This is a genomic window from Promicromonospora sp. NPDC090134 (genome assembly GCF_044746965.1).
In the GTDB taxonomy this organism is placed as follows: Bacteria; Actinomycetota; Actinomycetes; order Actinomycetales; family Cellulomonadaceae; genus Promicromonospora.
In genome coordinates, this window is the sequence record NZ_JBIVCZ010000010.1 from 93,653 (window position 1) to 112,012 (window position 18,360).

Sequence of the window (18,360 nt, forward strand, 5' to 3'; positions counted from 1 at the left end):
CTTTCGTCGTGTTCGTCTCGACGTCTCGACCGCGCACCCTCCTGATCTGTGACTGGGTGAATCCTGTACAGAAGCATTGACATGGCACCAGGCGGTAAGCGAGGAATGTCGCACACCTGCACGTTGCTCGTTCCATCGCTGCCGTACCGAGGGAGCCTCCATGTCATACAGGTCCAGAACGCCCCTGCTCGCCGTGGCCGCGGTCACGGCACTGGCGGCGGCGTTCACGCCCGCGGCCGCCGCCGTGGTCCCCTCCGCCCCACCGTCCGCCGACAAGGTCGACCCCCGGGACGCCCTGGCCGAGAACCTCGTGCCGGCGGAGACCACCCCGCAGGCCGGGGTCGAGCGGGACGCGGGCATCCAGAAGTTCGCCCTCGGCCGCGGCAAGGCGGAGCGCACCTACCTCATCCGGCTGGCCGACGCCGCCGTGCCCACCTACGCCGGTGGCGTCGAGGGGCTGGCCGCCACGGCACCCCGCGCGGGCCGGACGCTCGACCCGTCGACCACCCGGGTGCGCGAGTACACGGAGTTCCTCGAGGCGGAGCAGGACGACTTCGTCACCCGCATGGAGCGGAAGGTCGGCCACGACGTCGAGGTGCCGTTCACGTACCAGTTCGCCGCCAACGGCCTGTCCGCCGTCCTGACGCCGCAGGAGGCCGCGGAGGTCGCCAAGGACCCCGCCGTCGCGCACATCGCGCTCGACAAGGAGCACGAGCTGCACACGGACGCCGGTCCGGCCTGGAGCAACGCCGACGCGCTGTGGAACGCCGTCGAGGAGCTCGACCTGCCGGAGGACTACAAGGGCGAGGGTGTCGTGATCGGCACCATCGACACGGGCATCCACCCCTCCAGCCCCTCGTTCGCCGAGACCGGCGACGACGGCTACACCCACACCAACCCGCTCGGCGCGGGCAACTACCTGGGCGTCTGCGACCCGGCGAACACCGACCAGTACGACCCCGACTTCCCCTGCAACGGCAAGCTCATCGGCGCCTACGGGTTCCTGAGCGCCGCCGACCGCAGCGCGCTGGACGAGGACGGGCACGGTTCGCACACGGCCTCCACCTCGGGCGGCAACGTGGTCGACGACGTGACGCCGACGGCGCCGGAGGGCACGAACCCGCCGACGTTCGACGTCTCGGGCGTGGCCCCGCACGCGAACGTCATCAGCTACCGCGGCTGCTGCACCACCGCGGGCCTGACGGCCTCGATCGACCAGGCCATCGCCGACGGTGTCGACGTCATCAACTACTCGATCGGCTCCTCGTCGCCGTCGGACCTGTGGAACGACTTCGACGCGCTCGGGTTCCTCAACGCGCGCGCCGCGGGCATCTTCGTCGCCACCTCCAACGGCAACGACGGCCCCGGGTTCGCCACGATGGGCTCCCCGGCCGACGCACCGTGGATCACGTCGGTGGGCGCCTCGACGCACAACCGGCACATGCTCAACGCCCTGGGCGACCTGACCAGCAGCGCGGGCGACCTGGCCGACCTCACCGGCAAGTCCCTGACCGGGTCGCTGCCCGCGACCGGGATCATCGACGCGGGATCCGTGGGCGACCCGCAGTGCACCACGACCACGGGCCACGAGGCGGACTACGCCGACAAGATCGTGGTCTGCGCCCGTGGCGGCAACGGCCGCGTGGAGAAGTCCTCCAACGTCGCGGCGCAGGGCGCCACCGGCTTCGTGCTGACGAACGACGAGGTCAACGGCGGGTCGCTGCTCGGTGACGCGTTCGCCGTCCCGGGTGTCGCCATCAGCTACGCCGACGGCGAGACCCTGCGGGCCTGGCTGGCGGAGGGCTCGGACCACACCGGCACGATCGCCGGCACCACGTTCATCACGGACGACGCGCTGGGCGACACCATGTCCAGCTTCTCCTCGCGCGGCCCCAACCGGGCCGTCGACACGATCGTGCCGTCCATCACCGCCCCGGGCGTCGACATCCTCGCCGCCTACGGCGTCGCCGACGGCGCGTACGACCACGTCGAGTACGGCATCATCTCGGGCACCTCGATGTCGAGCCCGCACGTGGCCGGCGCGGGTGCCCTGCTCACACAGGCGCGGCCGGAGTGGACCCCGGCGCAGCAGCAGTCGGCACTCATGACCACGGCGCGCACCACCGTCAAGGACTTCGACGGCTCGCCCGCCACGCCGTACGAGCAGGGCAGCGGGCACATGGACATCGGGGCCGCCGTCCAGGCGGGCCTGCTGTTCGACGAGACCGGCGCGAACTACCTGGCCGCCGACCCGGAGCAGGGCGGCGACCCGAGCACGCTCAACCTGCCGTCCTTCGCCGACACCCAGTGCCTCGCCACCTGCTCCTGGGAGCGGACGGCGGTCGCGCCGCCGTCGGCCCCGGCCGGCGTCACGTGGACGGCGTCGGTGGAGTCCGACGACGCCCTGACCCTGTCGGTGGACCTGTCGGCGGACACCGTGTCCCCCGGCGACTCGCTCGGCATCTCGGTCACCGCGGACGTCGACGGCGCCCCTGACGGCGAGACCCTGTTCGGGCGCATCACGCTCACCCCGAGCAACGAGGACCTGCCCGCGGTGACCCTGCCGGTCGCCGTCGTCCCGTCCGGCGCGATCCTGCCGAGCGAGATCGACGTCACCACGCGCCGGGACACCGGCTCGCAGGCCGTGACCGGCCTGAAGTCCATCGCGGTCAGCGACTTCACCGGCTCGGTGAAGGGTCTCGTCGAGGCGGACCTGCACGAGGGTTCGCTCAGCCAGGACCCGACCAACGCCGACGCGTTCGACGACCTGAGCCAGGTCGAGGTCACCACGCTGGAGGTGCCCGACGGCGCCGCGCGGCTCGTGGCCGAGATCACCGCCGCCGAGGCGCCGGACCTCGACATGTTCGTCGGCACCGGTGACACGCCGAGCCCGGCGACCCAGGTCTGCGCGTCCACGACGTCGTCCGCCGCCGAGGCGTGCGACATCCCGGACCCGGAGTCCGGGACGTGGTGGGTGCTGGTGCAGAACTGGACCGGCACCGGCGACCAGCCGGACGCGCACACGCTGGCGACCGCCGTCGTCCCGACCGAGGACCTCGGCAACGCCGGGGTGGCCGGACCCGACGGCGAGGTGCCGGTGGGCGAGCCGTACGACGTGCGGCTGCACTGGGACCTGCCCACGGCCGACGAGGGTGACCTGTACTTCGGCACCGCGGTGCTCGGCACGTCGCCCGACAGCCCGGGCGACATCGGCGAGATCCCGGTCCGCATCTCCCGAGTCGCCGACGACGTGACCAAGACGGCCTCGGTCGACGCCGCCGGGATCGGCGACACCATCGGGTACGACATCACCGTCCAGCCCAACGTGACCCCCGACGACCTCACCTACACGATCACGGACACGGTGCCGGACGGGCTGAGCATCGACGAGGCGTCGGTGACCGGTGACGGCGTCGTCGACGGGCAGACCATCACCTGGGAGGTCGAACTGCCCACCCAGGTGGGCGCGGTGGGCTCGTACGTGGCGTCGACGCCGGCGGACAGCCCGCAGTGTGCGGCGTGGGCCGGGTTCCTGGACCTCGGCACGGTCGGCGTCGGGTTCAGCACGCTCGACGGCGACAGCGCGGCCGTGAACGCGTTCTCGAACATCGGGCCGTTCCCGCACTACGGCGACCAGTCGCCGGGCCTCATCGTCTCCGACGACGGCCTGGTCACGATCGCGGGCGGCTACATCGGCAAGCCGTGGGAGCCGCAGGAGATCCCGGCCACGGACGGCCCGAACGGCGTCATCGCGCCGCTCTGGTCCGACCTGCAGCTCTCGCTCGCGAACGACCGCGGAGTACGGCTGGCGACGTCCGGCGGCGAGGTCGCGGTGGTCCAGTGGGACGACCCGTTCCCTTGGGGTGCTGACCCGGCCGACCTGTCCAACTCCGTGGGCACGTTCCAGACCTGGATCTACAACTCGGTGTCCGATGACCGGCCCGAGATCACCTTCGAGTACGGCGACGTCGGCGCGCTGCCCGACCTGGCCACGATCGGGATCGAGAACCTCGCGGGCACGGCTGGCACCGCCGTCGTGAACGCGGGCGACCCGTCGTCGGTCCTGACCGAGGGTGGCTCGATCTGCCTCGACTACGTGGCGCCGGATCTCGACCCGGTCGCCCTGTCGTACGAGGTCACGGTAGCCCCGGACGCGGTGACGGGCACGTACACCAACTCCGCCGAGCACGTCACCGACAACCCGTTCGACGAACCGGCCGTGACCGAGGTCGACGTCGACGTGACGGGTGTGCCGGACGTCCCCGCCTGGGACCGCAAGGCGATCTACACCGCTGGTGACGAAGTCCTCTACGACGGCTCCGTGTGGGTCGCGCAGTGGTGGACCAAGGGCCAGAAGCCGGGCGCCACACCGTGGGGCCCGTGGGCCAAGGTCGGGGCCGACGTCGTCTGCGGCGACGAGACCTACCAGGCCTGGACGAACTCGTGGATCTACACCGGCGGTGAGACCGTCGAGCACGAGGGCAAGCTCTGGCGGGCCAAGTACTGGACCCGCAGCCAGGAGCCGGGCATCCCGTGGGGCCCCTGGCAGAAGGTAGGCATCTGCTGATCTAGACCGCCCCGAAGGTGTCAGACGCTCAGGTCACCCTGGTGACCTGAGCGTCTGACACGTTGGGGCGGGTTTCAAGCGCCGAACAACCGCACGCTCAGCTATGGCAGCGCAGGCCTGCGTCGTGTCGGCCTCAGACGGATACTGCAAACTCCGCCTGTCCGAACGAAGCGTCCCGGCTACGTGGGCAGCCATTGCCGGGTGGATGCGAGCGCGAGAGACGAGCGTGATGTCTCAGGCCGCACACTCGCGATCGATTCAGCAAACCGCTCTAACTCGAGCTGCTCGAAGCACCGCAACGTCTGACCCAGCTCGCATGCGACGCGGCCAATGCCCACGCTACGCACACTTTGCCCGTTTTGCCCGTTTTGCTTGCTTTCTACCACGTGCTGCGAAATGCTAGGGCAGCCAGCCGTCCGGCGGACCGCAGGCCAAGCTATCCGGATACCCAAGGAGAACACTTGCAGCCCAGACCTAGAGTGCGCCCAGCTGGCGTCGCGCTCATGCTCTCCATAGCACTTGTCGTTTCCCCACTCACGACAGCCATTGCCGCTGAGCCTCAGCCTGCAGACCAAGCGTCTGCAGCAGCGTGGCAGCCAGTGACGGAGGCCGAGCAGATCATCAGCGCAAACCCGATGAACCTGGCAGCCGATGCCGTTGGTGATCCAGCAATCGCAAACCACATCGAGAGTCCCGGGTTCACGGATTCCGACCTCGGCTCCGGGCAGTTCTCGATGACCCGACTCGGCGATCCCGGGCAGAGCGTCACAGTCAATGAGGGATCGACGACGTTCGAGGGGACGAGTGCGACGTCTACGAAGGTCTTGGGCGACACGGTCGTCCAGTCAGACCCCAGTGGTGGCCGAATCGTAGAGGTAATCCGCGACTCGGCAGCACCTGAGCTCTACAAGTATAGGATCGACGTCCCCGACGGAACACAGGTCGAGGTACAAGAAGACGGCTCAATTCTGATCGGCAACGAAGTCCCAGTCGATGAAGCGACCGACTGCGAAACCGATGACGGTCAGCCCACTCCATGCACCCCTGTCGACGATCCCGAAATTGGCGAGCCCAATGATATCGAGCGAGTCATGGAGGTCAGTGGCGTAATCAGCGCACCTTGGGCCTACGACGCAGAGGGCCGCGAAGTACCTGTGAAGTACGTTGTCGGCGCGGACACAATACGCATGGAGGTTTCTCACAAGGGCGCGTACACGTATCCGATCGTCGCTGATCCTGTATGGTCCAGAGGTGGATTCCGAGTAGTTTGGGCCTACACCCCCTTGGTTCAGGTGTATATGAACAAGGCGCGCACCGCAGACTTCGCCGACGGCAAGCTGATAGTTTGCGCGGGCATCACTACAGCCGCGCTACTTGCCGGGCCCGTTGCCGCTGCAATCGTGGGTGCAGTCTGCACGGCTGCTGTCACTCTCGACAACACAGTACAGCGCAATGGATACTGCTTCTTGCTTAACGCATGGGCAACCAATAGACGCTGGGATGTCCTCATTTACAGGAACTCATGGTGCAGATAGGAGCGTAAGTTTGTCCGACCCGTTCTGGCTCGTGGCCGCCGCAGTATACGGGTTCGCCATGGCTCAGGTTCTGAGACTCCGTCTGGCCTTCGGGCTGCCCCTGCTTGCCGTCGCAGGAATCATCTACCTAGTTGCGGTCAACATCGTGAGCACTGCTGCTTCCCGTCTCGACATGAGTTCCGCGTGGGCCGTCGGGTTGTTGCTCGGATCGTTCTTCGCGATCCGTGCTAGGCGCCGTGCCGATCTGAAAACGGAACGCAACGCCTCTTAATTCAGATCGGGCGGCAAGTCATTTGACCTGCCGCCCGATCTCACGACCGCAGCGACGACATTTTATGGTGCGGTTACCGCCAACCCAGCTCAGAGAATGCGCTGGACTACGCGATCCGAGCCGGCCGCGATCACGTGGTGCTTGAAGGAGGATGGTGGCGTTTTGCCTTGGCCAACCCGGTCGACCGCTTGCTGAAGCTGGCTGCAAAGATCCTCGCCTGTGACACCTTGAGGGTCAGAAGCCGAACGTCATGAGCCGCGGCATCTCCGTGCCATGCCGGCCCGCGTCGTGCACCGCCCGCAGCACAGCGAGCTCGTGCGGCACGACCGGGTCCGGCAGCCCCACGAACGGGAACCACGCCAGGTCGGCGGCCTTGTCGAGCTCCTGGATCGACGGCGTCCCGGTCCAGCGGGTCACCTCGAACATGAAGTCGACACGCTGCTCGATCGCGGGCCCGCCCGGCTCGCCGCGGTGCAGCACGGTGAGCGGCCGGACGTCGCCGGGCGCAACCTCCACGCCGAGCTCCTCGCGGGCCTCGCGCACGGCGGCGTCGACCACCGACTCGCCCTCCTCGACGTGTCCCGCGGCCGCGCAGGCCCAGAAGCCGTCACGATATCCGGTGCCCTGCCGCAGCTGGAGCAGCACCTGGCCCTCGCGCCGGAAGTAGAGGTAGGCGGCGGGCACGAGTGTGAACCGCTCGTGGTCGCGCTCGTCGTAACGGTCTGTCTCGGTCGGCGCCGCGTCGGGGGCCTCGGTCACGAGAGGCAGCCCTGGCCGAGCAGCGCCTTGAGGTCGCCGAACAGCGCGGGCGACTTCTCGACCCGCAGGGTGTCGGCGGCGCGGATCACGGTCCGCTTGCCGGGCTCTGCCACGGCGATGTGCACCTCCGCCGATCCGGGATGAGTCGCGAGCACCTCGCGCAGCCGGACCACGACCGACTCGATCGCGCGCGTGTGCGGCATGGTCACGGACAACGGCGAGTCGGAGCTCGCTGTGATGTCCGGCAGGGCCACCTCCATGGCCTGCAGCTGCATGGACTCGTCACGGCGTCGCACCCTGCCGCGCAGCACGACCACCTGGTCCTCGGCCAGCATCGTCGAGTAGGCGAGATAGGTCTCGCCGAAGAACATGACCTCGACGGCACCCTCCAGGTCCTCGACGGTCACGGCCGCCCACGGGTTGCCGTTCTTGCTCATCTTGCGCTGCACGGAGGTGAGCAGACCCGCCACGGTCACCACCGAGCCGTCCGGCCGGCTCTCGTCGGCGAGCAGCGAGGCGACCGAGGTGTCGGCCGCCCGCTGGAGCACGTGCTCCAGGCCCGACAGCGGGTGGTCGCTCACGTACAGGCCGAGCATCTCGCGCTCGAACTGCAGCTTCTGCTTCTTCTCCCAGTCCGGCAGGTCGGGCACGTCGACCGAGAAACCCATGCCCTCGTCGTCGCCGCTACCGCCGAAGTCGGCGAAGAGGTCGAACTGGCCCTCGGCCTCCTTGCGCTTCACGCCGATCACGGAGTCCACGGCCTGCTCGTGGATCACCAGCAGCGAGCGCCGCGTGTGGCCGAGCGAGTCGAACGCACCGGCCTTGATGAGCGACTCGATGGTGCGCTTGTTGCAGACGGGCGCCGGGACCTTGTCCAGGAAGTCCTGGAAGGACGTGTAGGTGCCCTTCTCCTCGCGTGCCTCGACGATCGCGTCCACGACGTTGCGGCCCACGTTGCGCACACCGGTGAGCCCGAACCGGATGTCACCGCCCACGGCCGTGAACTTCGCGGCGGAGTCGTTGACGTCCGGCGGGAGCACCGTGATGCCCATGCGACGGCACTCGTTGAGGTAGAGCGCCATCTTGTCCTTGTTGTCACCCACCGACTGCAGCAGGCCGGCCATGTACTCGGCGGGGTAGTTCGCCTTGAGGTACGCGGTCCAGTATGCGACGAGGCCGTAGCCTGCGGAGTGCGCCTTGTTGAAGGCGTAGCCGGCGAACGGGACCAGGGTGTCCCAGACCGCCTTGATCGCTCCGGCGCTGTACCCCTTCTCCTTGGCGCCCTTCTCGAAGTTGACGTACTCCTTGGCCAGCACCTCGGGCTTCTTCTTGCCCATGGCGCGGCGCAGCAGGTCGGCCTGTCCGAGCGAGTAGCCGGCCATGATCTGGGCGGCGCGCTGCACCTGCTCCTGGTAGACGATCAGGCCGTAGGTCTCGTCGAGGATCTCCGCGAACGGCTCGACGACCTCCTGGTGGATCGCCTCGATCTGCTGCTGGCCGTTCTTGCGCATCGCATAGTTGATGTGCGAGTTCATGCCCATGGGCCCGGGCCGGTACAGGGCGATGACGGCGGAGACGTCCTCGAAGTTGTCGGGCCGCATCTGCCGCAGCAGCGCGCGCATCGCGCCGCCGTCGAGCTGGAACACGCCGAGCGTGTTGCCGCTGGCCAGCAGGTCGTAGGTGGGCTTGTCGTCGAGCGCCACCTTCTCGATGTCGATCGGGTCCTGGCCGTTCATCACGATGTTCTCGAGCGCGTCGTCGAGGATCGTGAGGTTGCGCAGACCCAGGAAGTCCATCTTGATCAGGCCGAGGCCCTCGGACGTCGGGTAGTCGAACTGCGTGATCACCGCGCCGTCCTGCGGGCGCTTCATGATCGGGATGATGTCGATCAGCGGCTCGCTCGACATGATGACGCCGGCCGCGTGCACGCCCCACTGCCGCTTCAGGCCCTCGATACCGCGGGCGAGCTCGACCACGCGCTGCGCCTCGGGGGCGGCCTCGTGCACCTGGCGGAACTCCGCCGCCTCCGAGTACCGCTTGTCCTTGGGGTCGAAGATGCCGCTCAGCGAGATGTCCTTGCCCATGACGGCGGGCGGCATGGCCTTGGTGAGCTTCTCCCCCATGGCGTACGGCATGCCGAGCAGCCGCGCGGAGTCCTTGAGGGCCTGCTTGGCCTTGATGGTGCCGTAGGTGACGATCTGGGCCACGCGGTCGTCGCCGTACTTCTCGGTGACGTACCGGATGGCCTCACCGCGCCGACGCTCGTCGAAGTCGACGTCGACGTCGGGCATGGAGACGCGCTCCGGGTTGAGGAAGCGCTCGAAGATCAGGCCGTGCTCCAGCGGGTCCAGCTCGGTGATGCCCATCAGGTAGGACACCATCGACCCGGCGGCCGAACCACGCCCGGGTCCCACCCGGATGCCCTGGTCCTTGGACCAGTTGATGAAGTCGGCGACCACGAGGAAGTACCCCGGGAAGCCCATCTGGATGATGATCTCGACTTCCTTGTCGGCCTGCGTGCGCACCGCGTCCGAGTAGCCGTTCGGGTAGCGGCGCAGCAGGCCCGCCTCGACCTCCTTGATGAACCAGGAGATCTCGTCCTCGCCGTCCGGCACGGGGAAGCGTGGCATGTAGTTGGCCGAGGTGTCGAACGAGACCTCGCACTGCTCGGCGATGAGCAGCGTGTTGTCGCACGCCTCGGGCAGCTCCTTGAAGACCTTGCGCATCTCCGCGGCGGACTTCACGTAGTAGCCCGAGCCGTCGAACTTGAAGCGGTTCGGGTCGTCCAGCGTGGAGCCGGAGTTGATCGCCAGCAGCGCCTCCTGGCTGGTCGAGTCCTCCTCACGCACGTAGTGCAGGTCGTTCGTGGCCACGAGCTTGGCGCCGATCACCTTGGACAGCTCGAGAAGCTCCTTGGTCACCCGGGTCTCGATGTCGAGCCCGTGGTCCATCAGCTCGACGTAGTAGTTCTCCTTGCCGAAGATGTCCTGCAGCTCTCCGGCCTGCCGGACCGCCTCGTCCCACTGGCCCAGCCGCAGCCGCGTCTGGATCTCGCCCGACGGGCAGCCGGTCGTCGCGATGAGCCCGTCGGAGTAGCGCTCCAGCAGATCCCGGTCCATCCGGGGCCACTTGCCCATCTGGCCCTCCAGGGAGGCCAGGGAGGACGCCCGGAACAGGTTGTGCATGCCCGTGTTGTTCTTGCTCAGCAGCGTCATGTGCGTGTATGCACCGCGCGCCGAGACGTCGTCCGACTCCTGGCCCGCCTCGCCGTAGCGCACACGGGTCTGGTCGAACCGGCTGGTGCCCGGCGTGATGTACGCCTCGACGCCGATGATCGGCTTGATGCCCGCCTTCTGCGCCTGCGCCCAGAACTCGTGCGCGCCGAACAGGTATCCGTGGTCCGTCGTCGCGATGGCGTGCTGCCCCTGCCGCCCGACCTCCTCCATGAGGTCGCCGATTCTCGCCGCGCCGTCCAGCATCGAGAACTCGGTGTGCACGTGGAGGTGGACGAAGTCGTCGCTCTTCGAAGCGGTGGCGGAGGGCATGTCCACGATCTTAGGACGGCTCTCCGACACTCCGGCCCAGCAACGCCGAGCCACTTCTCACATCACGTGTACGCGCCCCGCACCACGTCGAGCGCGGCCTCCAGGTCGGCCGGGTACGGGGACTCGACCTCGACCCAACGACCGGTGACCGGGTGCTCGAAACCCAGCCGGTGCGCGTGCAGCCACTGCCGCGTCAGCCCCACCTTGGAGGCCAGCACGGGGTCGGCGCCGTAGGTCAGGTCGCCCACGAGCGGGTGGCGCAGCGCCGCGAAGTGCACCCGGATCTGGTGGGTGCGCCCGGTCTCCAGGTGCACCTCCAGCAGCGACGCCGCGGACAGCATCTCGAGCGTCTCGTAGTGCGTCACCGACGGCTTGCCGTCCGCCGTGACCGCGAACTTCCAGTCCGAGTTGGGGTGCCGGCCGATCGGCGCGTCGATCGTGCCCGCCGTCGGGTCGGGGTGGCCCTGGGCGAGCGCGTGGTAGACCTTGTCGACCGTGCGCTCCTTGAAGGCACGCTTGAGGCCCGTGTACGCGACCTCCGACTTCGCCACGACCATGAGGCCGGAGGTGCCGACGTCGAGCCGGTGCACGATCCCCTGCCGCTCCGCCGCGCCCGACGTGGAGACGCGGTAGCCCGCGGCGATCAGCGCGCCGACGACGGTGGGCCCGGTCCAGCCCGGCGACGGGTGCGCCGCCACGCCGACGGGCTTGTCGATCACGACCAGGTCGTCGTCGTCGTACACGATGCCCATGCCGGGCACGGGCTCCGCCACGACCTCGACGGCGGGCCGCTCCTCCGGCATGTCCACCTCGAGCCAGCCACCCGCGACCACGCGGTCCGACTTGCCCACCTGGCGTCCGTCGAGCGACACGGCGCCCGCCTCGGCGAGCTCCGCGGCGCGCGTCCGCGAGAAGCCGAGCATGCGGGCCAGCGCCGCGTCGACGCGGTCGCCCGCGAGCCCGTCAGGGACGGGCAGGGTGCGCAGCGCCATCAGGCGGGGTCGCCCTGCTCGCCGGCCGGCTTCGGGGAGGGCGTGCCGGACGGCTCACCCGGCGCGTCGGACGCCACTTCGTCCGCGGACGCCTCGTCCGCCTCGTCACCCGTGTGCCGCTTGCCGTCCAGGCCGATCCCGCGCAGGGAGAGCAGCGCGATCAGCACGGCCGCGGCGACGACGGCGATGTCGGCCACGTTGCCCACGAAGAAGCCGGCATAGTCGATGAAGTCCACGACGTGCCCGCGCGCGAACCCGGGCTCGCGCGCCAGGCGGTCGATGAGGTTGCCCACGGCGCCACCGAGCAGCAGGCCGAGCGCGACGGCCCAACCGCGCGACCCGAGGCGGCCGATCGCCCGGACGATGAAGACCACGACGACCGTCACGACGATGGTCAGGATCCAGGTGTAGCCCGAGGCGATCGACAGCGCGGCGCCCGGGTTGTAGATCAGGCGCAGGCCGAGCAGGTCACCCACGAGCGGGATCGGCTCGGCGTTCGGCGTCAGCGCGGACTCGGCCCACCACTTCGTGAGCTGGTCGGCGGCCAGGACGAGGGCCGCGAGCACGCCGGTCCAGGCAACGAGCACGCGGCTGCCTGACGGCGAGGGCGTGGCTGCGGGACTCGTCTCGTCGCCGGCCACGGCGGAGGGTTCAGCGGGAGTAGACATCAGGCAAAGTCTCCCATGCCGCGAGCCCTGCCCGACCCAGCGTCCGGCGCCGCGCCGGAGAACCGCGGAAGGGTGCGGAAACATCATGCGCCGCGCACCTCGAAAAACGGAGCCTATGGACAAAGATCCGCAAATGCGCAATGACGGCGCACACAAGCAGCGAGGCCCTTTCCCGGAGATCCGGGAAAGGGCCTCGCCTGATGCGACGTCACCGCGTCACCGCGCGGCGACAGTCCATTGACGTCAGAGCGTCAGCAAGCGGCGTAGCCGGTCACGTTGCCGGTCTGGAACAGGTTCAGCGGGCCGTCCCAGTGCCACGGCGCGACGCACACGTTGTTCAGGACGTTGACCGAGCCGTCGCCACCGATGACGGCGTCGCCGTCGTCGCAGGCCATGTAGTCGGTCAGGTTCGCGGTGCTGCCCACGTTGCCCGGACCCTCCCAGTACCAGGGAGCGACGCAGACGTTGTTCAGGGCGTTGAAGCTGCCGTCGCCACCGATCTCGACGACGTCACCAGCCGTGGCGACCTCCTCGGGGACCATCACGCCGTCGATCCCCTCGGGGAGCTCCGCGTTCTGGGTCGCACCGAGCACGTCGAGCGCACCGTCGGCACCGACGACGCCGACGGCACCGTCGATCCCGCCGAGCACCTCGCTGGTCTCGGCCGAGCTGATCACGTGCGCCTCGGGCGAGTCGCCCTGGGTCAGCGCGCTGGCGCCCGTCGCCGCGGCGACGACCAGACCGGCCGACATTGCCACGGCCGCACCCGCACGACACGTTGCACGGAATCCTCGGATCATTGTGTTTCCCCCTCGAATAGCGTCCGTCGAAATAGCGGTGAACCACACGTGTGTGATTCACCTGGACGAGCATCCGGGGTGAAATTCACCCTGTCAATCGGAACGTGACGTGCCGCACGGGGCGCCTGGAGAAGGAAATGCGACATTCCAGGATCGAACTCCATGGCAATGCATCAGGTATGCACGTAACTCAGACATCACAGCGTTGATATCCGGTGCAGGATCCAGTGCAAGGTCCGGCGCGGCCTCGTCGTCACGCCGGCCGCTCAGGCCCCGCGGCGCTCCTCGCGCGCCTTCGCCTCGACCGACAGCGTGGCCCTCGGGAAAGCCTGCAGCCGAGCCTTGCCGATCGGCAGGTCCGTGAGCTCGCACGTGGCGTAGGTGCCCTTCCGGATCCGGTCGAGCGCGTGGTTCGTCTGGTCCAGGAGGTCACGCATGTTGTTGACGAGCGTCAGCTCCTGCTCGCGCTCCAGGGCGCTCGAGCCGTAGTCGGCCTGGTCGTCGCCGGCGCCGTCACCCGAGTTGCGGAGCAGGTCCGACAGCTCACGGTCGGCGACGTGCAGCTCGCGCTCCAGCCGCTCCTTGTCCTCGAGGAGCAGCGCGGCCAGCTCCTCCGCCTCACGGACGGTCCAGGGTTCTTCACCGTCACGGACGGGAAACTTCTTCACGTCTCGTGTCAGGTTCGGGAACTCCTGCTTGATCGCCGCTCGCGTCGCAGTCGAGATCTTGGTCATGGGTTCCCCTTCGCGGTCGCCCCCGGTGGTCAAGTGCACGAAGCGTAAGCACAAGCGGCCAGACGCACAACGGGGCGCGCCGTTGTGGCGCGCCCCCATGATGAGCGTGTGCCGCACAACTCGCACGGCGGCCGGACGTGAGGTGGGGACGTCCGGGCCGCCGTGCGTGTCGAGCAGTGCTCTGCTGTCAGATCGCCGTCAGATGCCCTGGGCCATCTCGGCCGGCCGGCCGGACTGCTGGTTGTTCCGCGGCGGCAGGGCCGAGCCCCGCGCGTCCAGGTCGCCCAGCAGGTTCTGCAGGAAGCTCTTCAGGCGCGTGCGGTAGTCGCGCTCGAACAGGCGCAGCTCGTCGATCTTGCGCTCCAGCAGCGAACGCTCCTGCTCGAGCTGGGAGAGCGTGCGGTGCGACGTCTCCTCGGCGTCGCGCACGATCCGCGCACCCTCGGTCTTGGCCTCCGTGATGAGGCGGTCGCCCTCCTCCTGGCCGGAGCGCACGTAGTCGTCGTGCAGCTTCTGGGCCAGCTGGAGCATGCCGGTCGCCGACTCGGGCTCCGGGCCGTTGCCCTTGGGGCCGGCAGGGCCGGTCGGCATGACGGGCGCCGCGACCGGCGCGGCCTGCGCGCGAGCGGGGGCGGCGGCGTCGCTGCGCGACAGCTCCGCGATGCGCCGCTCGGCGGCCGCGACCTTCTGCCGCAGGCCTTCGTTCTCCTCCTGGACGTTGGTCAGCGTCCGCACGACCTCGTCGAGGAAGTCGTCGACCTCCTCGACGTCGTAGCCCTCGCGGAACTTCGTCGCGGAGAACTTCTTGTTGAGGATGTCCTCTGCTGTAAGCAGTGCCATCGTGTCACCTCGAAAGTTAGAACGTAGGAACGCTGAACTCGGACGTCGGCGCTAGCAAGCGGCGCGCCCTTCGCCGAAGCCCACGGTAGCGGACGACATCGGCCCGGGACACCGGGAGCACCCCCGGGCACGATTTCCTCACAGAGTGTGCCGTGTCACCCCAGCCCGGATCCATGCATCGGTCAATGTTCTTGTGCCTCACCTCGATGAATCGTGCGCCACCCCGACAAGAACCGGCACATCTCCACCACTTTTTCGGTGGCGTCAGAGCATCCTGGCCCAGGAACCGACGAGCTGGGAGAGGATCGAGACGCCGAAGAACAGGACGATGAAGGCCAGGTCGAGCTGGATCTGGCCCAGCCGCAGCGGCGGGATCAGCCGGCGCAGGAACCGCAGCGGCGGGTCCGTGACCGTGTAGACCGCCTCGGCGACCACGAGCAGAACACCACGCGGCCGCCAGTCCCGGGCAAAGAACTGCACCCAGTCGAAGATCAGCCGTCCAATGAGGAACAGGATGAAGAGCCACAGCAGGAAGCCGATGAACTGCAGGATCAGAGTCACACGCACAACTTAACGTGTTCGCACCCCGGATCCCATGAACCTGCGCGGATGCGGTGCGGGAACAGACATGAGCGGGGGACGTTCGCCGTGTGGCGACCGCCCCCCGCTCAGGTCTCGTGGTGATCAGCTCTGGTTGTAGAAGCCGCCGCGTCCGTTCGGCTTCTCGGTGGCGACCTGCTCCTCGGCCGCGATCTCCACGTGCTCGGGAGAGAGCAGGAAGACCTTGTTGGTCACCCGCTCGATCGAGCCGTGCAGACCGAAGATGAGGCCGGCCGAGAAGTCGACCAGGCGCTTCGCGTCGGCGTCGTCCATGTCGGAGAGGTTCATGATGACGGGAGTGCCGGCGCGGAAAGCCTCGCCGATGCTCCGTGCGTCGTTGTACGAGCGCGGGTGCACGGTCGTGATGCGGCGCAGCTCCCCGGTGGAGAGCGCCTGGTGGGGCACGCCATCGCGGTGCAGCGGCGTGACCTGCGCGTGTCGGTGGTCCTCCACGTTCTCCTCCAGGCCCTCGTCGTACTCGTCGAGGTACTCCTGCTCGCCCTGATCGTCGGCGAGGCCCAGATACAGCATGGTCTTGCGAAGCGCTCCGGCCATCGCTCACTCTCCGTTCGTCGCCTGCTGTGCGTCCTTCTGTCTGTGTCCCAGCGGGCCCGTACAACAGGTCCGACCTTGACCTCCGACCGAGGTCGTCTTGACAAAAGTAGCCCGGCGCAATCCGACCCGGAAGTGCGACACGCCGTGCCACGAACAACTTTGCCAAAGTTGTTCAGCGATTGCTCGCTAAAAACGACATCCGTGTGATTTCGCAGGTCAGGGCACTGTGATCGGCGTGTCGCGGATCTGGCCGGAATCCGCCACAGCGACTCAGAACAGCGCCACGACGCCCGCCTGACGGCCGGTCGTGACGCCGGTCACGCTCGCCCGGCGGTGCGAGAACAGCTCGGGGTCCTCCCGCGTGCAGCGCTCGACCCGCGTCGCCGCCACTCCCCGGGCGGCGAGCTGGGCGACAACACCGGCGGGCAGGTCGAGGCCCGGCGTGCCGTCGCTCGTGGTCGCGAAGGTCTCCGGTACGGCGGCGGCCACCTCGTCGCGCATCGCGGCGGGCACCTCGTAGCACCGCCCGCACACCGCGGGCCCGACGGCGGCGCGCACGCGCGCGGGGTCCGCGCCCCGGGCGACCAGCGAGTCCAGCGCCCGGTGCACCACGCCGGCCAGCACCCCCTTGCGCCCGGCGTGCGCGACGGCGACCACCCGGGCGACCGGGTCGGCGAGCAGCACCGGGACGCAGTCCGCGACCAGCACCCCGAGGCCCAGCCCGCGCTCGGAGGTGACGAGCGCGTCGCCCTCCCCCACAGAGGCCGGCGGCCGGGGTGCGGCCCACAGCGCGCGCTCGGCCGCGCCGAGCTCCAGCACCGCGTCACCGTGCACCTGGGTGGCGAACGCGACCGGCGCGCCGAGGCGCTCGGCGGCACGGGACCGGTTGACGGCGACCCGCGCGTCGTCGTCGGACACGTTCAGGCCCAGGTTGAGGCCGCCGCCGCCGTCCGCCGCCGCCCACGGAGCGGGCGAGACGCCGCCCGCGCTGGACGTGAAGAAGGCGTGCACCCCGTCGCCCAGGTCGACGGGGTGCACGCCTGCAAGAGTCCGGGTTTCGCTCACGGGTGTGAGGTTACCCGGCCGGTCACTTCAGGAAGTCGGGGACGTCCAGGTCCTCCGCCGTACGGCGCGGGTTCTCGTCGTACAGCGGCGGGACCTCGACGCGCTCGCCCTGCTCGCGGTTCACGTCCTGCCGGTTGAACGAGCCCTGCACCACGACCGCCGGCTCGTCCAGCGTGCGCGGCACGTCGTCCGAGCCCTCGTCGTCGATCACGCGCGGCAGCGTCGAGACAGGCGCGGGCTGGTGCGCCGGCGGCACCGACGGCGGCATGCCGTTCACCCCGGTGTACTCGGGCGCGCGACGAGCGGCGTCCGACACGTCGGGCAGCGGGACCGGAGCCGTCGCGGGGCTGCGCGAGCCCGCGCCGACCGCACCGGCGACCTGGCCGAGCGCCCGGTTGTCCTTGCGCTCCTTGGGCAGGCCGCCGTCGAAGCCGGCCGCGATGACGGTGACCCGCACCTCGTCGCCCAGCGCGTCGTCGATCACCGTACCGAAGATGATGTTCGCCTCCGGGTGCGCGGCCTCCTGCACCAGGCGCGCAGCCTCGTGCACCTCGAACAGTCCGAGGTCGCTGCCACCCTGGATCGAGAGCAGCACGCCGTGCGCGCCGTCGATCGAGGCCTCGAGCAGCGGCGACGAGATCGCCAGCTCGGCGGCCTGCACCGCGCGGTCCTCGCCGCGCGCCGAGCCGATGCCCATGAGCGCCGAGCCCGCACCCTGCATGACCGACTTCACGTCGGCGAAGTCCAGGTTGATCAGGCCGGGCGTGGTGATGAGGTCGGTGATGCCCTGCACGCCGGAGTGCAGCACCTGGTCCGCCGAGTGGAACGCCGCGATGGCGGACACGTTCCGGTCGGACATCGACAGGAGCCGGTCGTTCGGGATCACGATCAGCGTGTCGACCTCGTCGCGGAGGTTCTCGATGCCGCTCTCGGCCTGGACCGCGCGGCGCCGGCCCTCGAACGTGAACGGGCGCGTCACCACGCCGACGGTCAGCGCGCCGAGCGAGCGCGCGATGCGTGCCACGACCGGGGCACCGCCCGTACCGGTGCCACCGCCCTCGCCCGCGGTGACGAAGACCATGTCGGCGCCGCGCAGGACGTCCTCGATCTCCTCGGCGTGGTCCTCGGCGGCCTTCTTGCCGACCTCGGGGTCCGCGCCGGCGCCGAGGCCGCGCGTGAGCTCGCGCCCGACGTCGAGCTTGACGTCGGCGTCCGACATCAGGAGTGCCTGCGCGTCGGTGTTGATCGCGATGAACTCGACGCCCTTGAGGCCGACCTCGATCATGCGGTTGACGGCGTTCACACCACCGCCGCCGATACCGACCACCTTGATTACTGCCAGGTAGTTCTGCGGAGTTGCCACGTCGTCGCCTTTCGATTCGGGTCCCGAGTCCCGACTCTCATCCCTCCCAAAGTCTCAGGTTGAGGT

Annotated in this window: 14 protein-coding genes; 3 read left to right on the plus strand and 11 right to left on the minus strand. The window is 69.0% G+C overall.

All coding sequences use genetic code 11. The features are described from left to right. Window positions 1–160 precede the first annotated feature (160 nt). From ACIPN7_RS23935 to ACIPN7_RS23945, 3 genes are all read left to right on the plus strand, one after another. Window positions 161–4,567, plus strand: coding sequence for a S8 family serine peptidase (locus ACIPN7_RS23935; protein ID WP_400548338.1), 4,407 nt, complete (start codon window positions 161–163; stop codon window positions 4,565–4,567). 599 nt (window positions 4,568–5,166) lie between these two features. Beyond that, window positions 5,167–6,102 (plus strand): hypothetical protein, encoded by a 936-nt coding sequence (locus ACIPN7_RS23940; protein WP_400548341.1) that lies wholly within the window; start codon window positions 5,167–5,169, stop codon window positions 6,100–6,102. Between the two features lie 10 nt (window positions 6,103–6,112). After that, window positions 6,113–6,373, plus strand: coding sequence for a hypothetical protein (locus ACIPN7_RS23945; RefSeq protein WP_400548344.1), 261 nt, complete (start codon window positions 6,113–6,115; stop codon window positions 6,371–6,373). 234 nt (window positions 6,374–6,607) lie between these two features. Here ACIPN7_RS23945 and ACIPN7_RS23950 read toward each other — a convergent pair whose 3' ends face one another. The 11 genes from ACIPN7_RS23950 to ftsZ form a co-directional block, all read right to left on the minus strand. After that, window positions 6,608–7,141 (minus strand): NUDIX domain-containing protein, encoded by a 534-nt coding sequence (locus ACIPN7_RS23950; RefSeq protein WP_400548754.1) that lies wholly within the window; start codon window positions 7,139–7,141, stop codon window positions 6,608–6,610. Next, on the minus strand, window positions 7,129–10,677 hold the full coding sequence (gene dnaE, locus ACIPN7_RS23955) for a DNA polymerase III subunit alpha (protein ID WP_400548347.1): 3,549 nt from the start codon (window positions 10,675–10,677) through the stop codon (window positions 7,129–7,131). Before dnaE ends, ACIPN7_RS23950 begins: the two co-directional genes overlap by 13 nt. A gap of 62 nt (window positions 10,678–10,739) precedes the next feature. After that, window positions 10,740–11,669 carry an RluA family pseudouridine synthase gene (locus ACIPN7_RS23960; RefSeq protein ID WP_400548350.1) on the minus strand — a complete coding sequence of 310 codons (930 nt, stop codon included), beginning with the start codon at window positions 11,667–11,669 and terminating at the stop codon, window positions 10,740–10,742. Further along, a complete protein-coding gene (locus ACIPN7_RS23965) occupies window positions 11,669–12,337 on the minus strand; it encodes a signal peptidase II (RefSeq protein ID WP_400548353.1) in 669 nt (222 codons plus the stop codon). The genes ACIPN7_RS23960 and ACIPN7_RS23965 overlap by 1 nt, the downstream gene beginning before the upstream one ends. A gap of 251 nt (window positions 12,338–12,588) precedes the next feature. Continuing rightward, window positions 12,589–13,095, minus strand: coding sequence for a hypothetical protein (locus tag ACIPN7_RS23970; protein WP_377237124.1), 507 nt, complete (start codon window positions 13,093–13,095; stop codon window positions 12,589–12,591). A 308-nt stretch (window positions 13,096–13,403) separates the two neighbouring features. Further along, the gene (locus tag ACIPN7_RS23975; protein ID WP_036966460.1) at window positions 13,404–13,871 is read right to left on the minus strand and encodes a TraR/DksA C4-type zinc finger protein; all 468 of its coding nucleotides are present in this window, start codon (window positions 13,869–13,871) and stop codon (window positions 13,404–13,406) included. Window positions 13,872–14,069: 198 nt separating this feature from the next. Then, window positions 14,070–14,711: a DivIVA domain-containing protein gene (locus ACIPN7_RS23980; RefSeq protein WP_020016671.1), complete on the minus strand. Its 642-nt coding sequence runs from the start codon at window positions 14,709–14,711 to the stop codon at window positions 14,070–14,072. Window positions 14,712–14,975: 264 nt separating this feature from the next. Beyond that, window positions 14,976–15,272: a YggT family protein gene (locus tag ACIPN7_RS23985; protein ID WP_400548357.1), complete on the minus strand. Its 297-nt coding sequence runs from the start codon at window positions 15,270–15,272 to the stop codon at window positions 14,976–14,978. A 123-nt stretch (window positions 15,273–15,395) separates the two neighbouring features. Beyond that, window positions 15,396–15,866 carry a cell division protein SepF gene (locus ACIPN7_RS23990; protein ID WP_182614681.1) on the minus strand — a complete coding sequence of 157 codons (471 nt, stop codon included), beginning with the start codon at window positions 15,864–15,866 and terminating at the stop codon, window positions 15,396–15,398. 270 nt (window positions 15,867–16,136) lie between these two features. Further along, window positions 16,137–16,931: a peptidoglycan editing factor PgeF gene (gene pgeF / locus ACIPN7_RS23995; RefSeq protein WP_400548361.1), complete on the minus strand. Its 795-nt coding sequence runs from the start codon at window positions 16,929–16,931 to the stop codon at window positions 16,137–16,139. 22 nt (window positions 16,932–16,953) lie between these two features. Beyond that, complete coding sequence (gene ftsZ / locus ACIPN7_RS24000; RefSeq protein ID WP_400548364.1) at window positions 16,954–18,294, minus strand: cell division protein FtsZ; 1,341 nt, start codon at window positions 18,292–18,294, stop codon at window positions 16,954–16,956. Window positions 18,295–18,360: the final 66 nt, after the last annotated feature.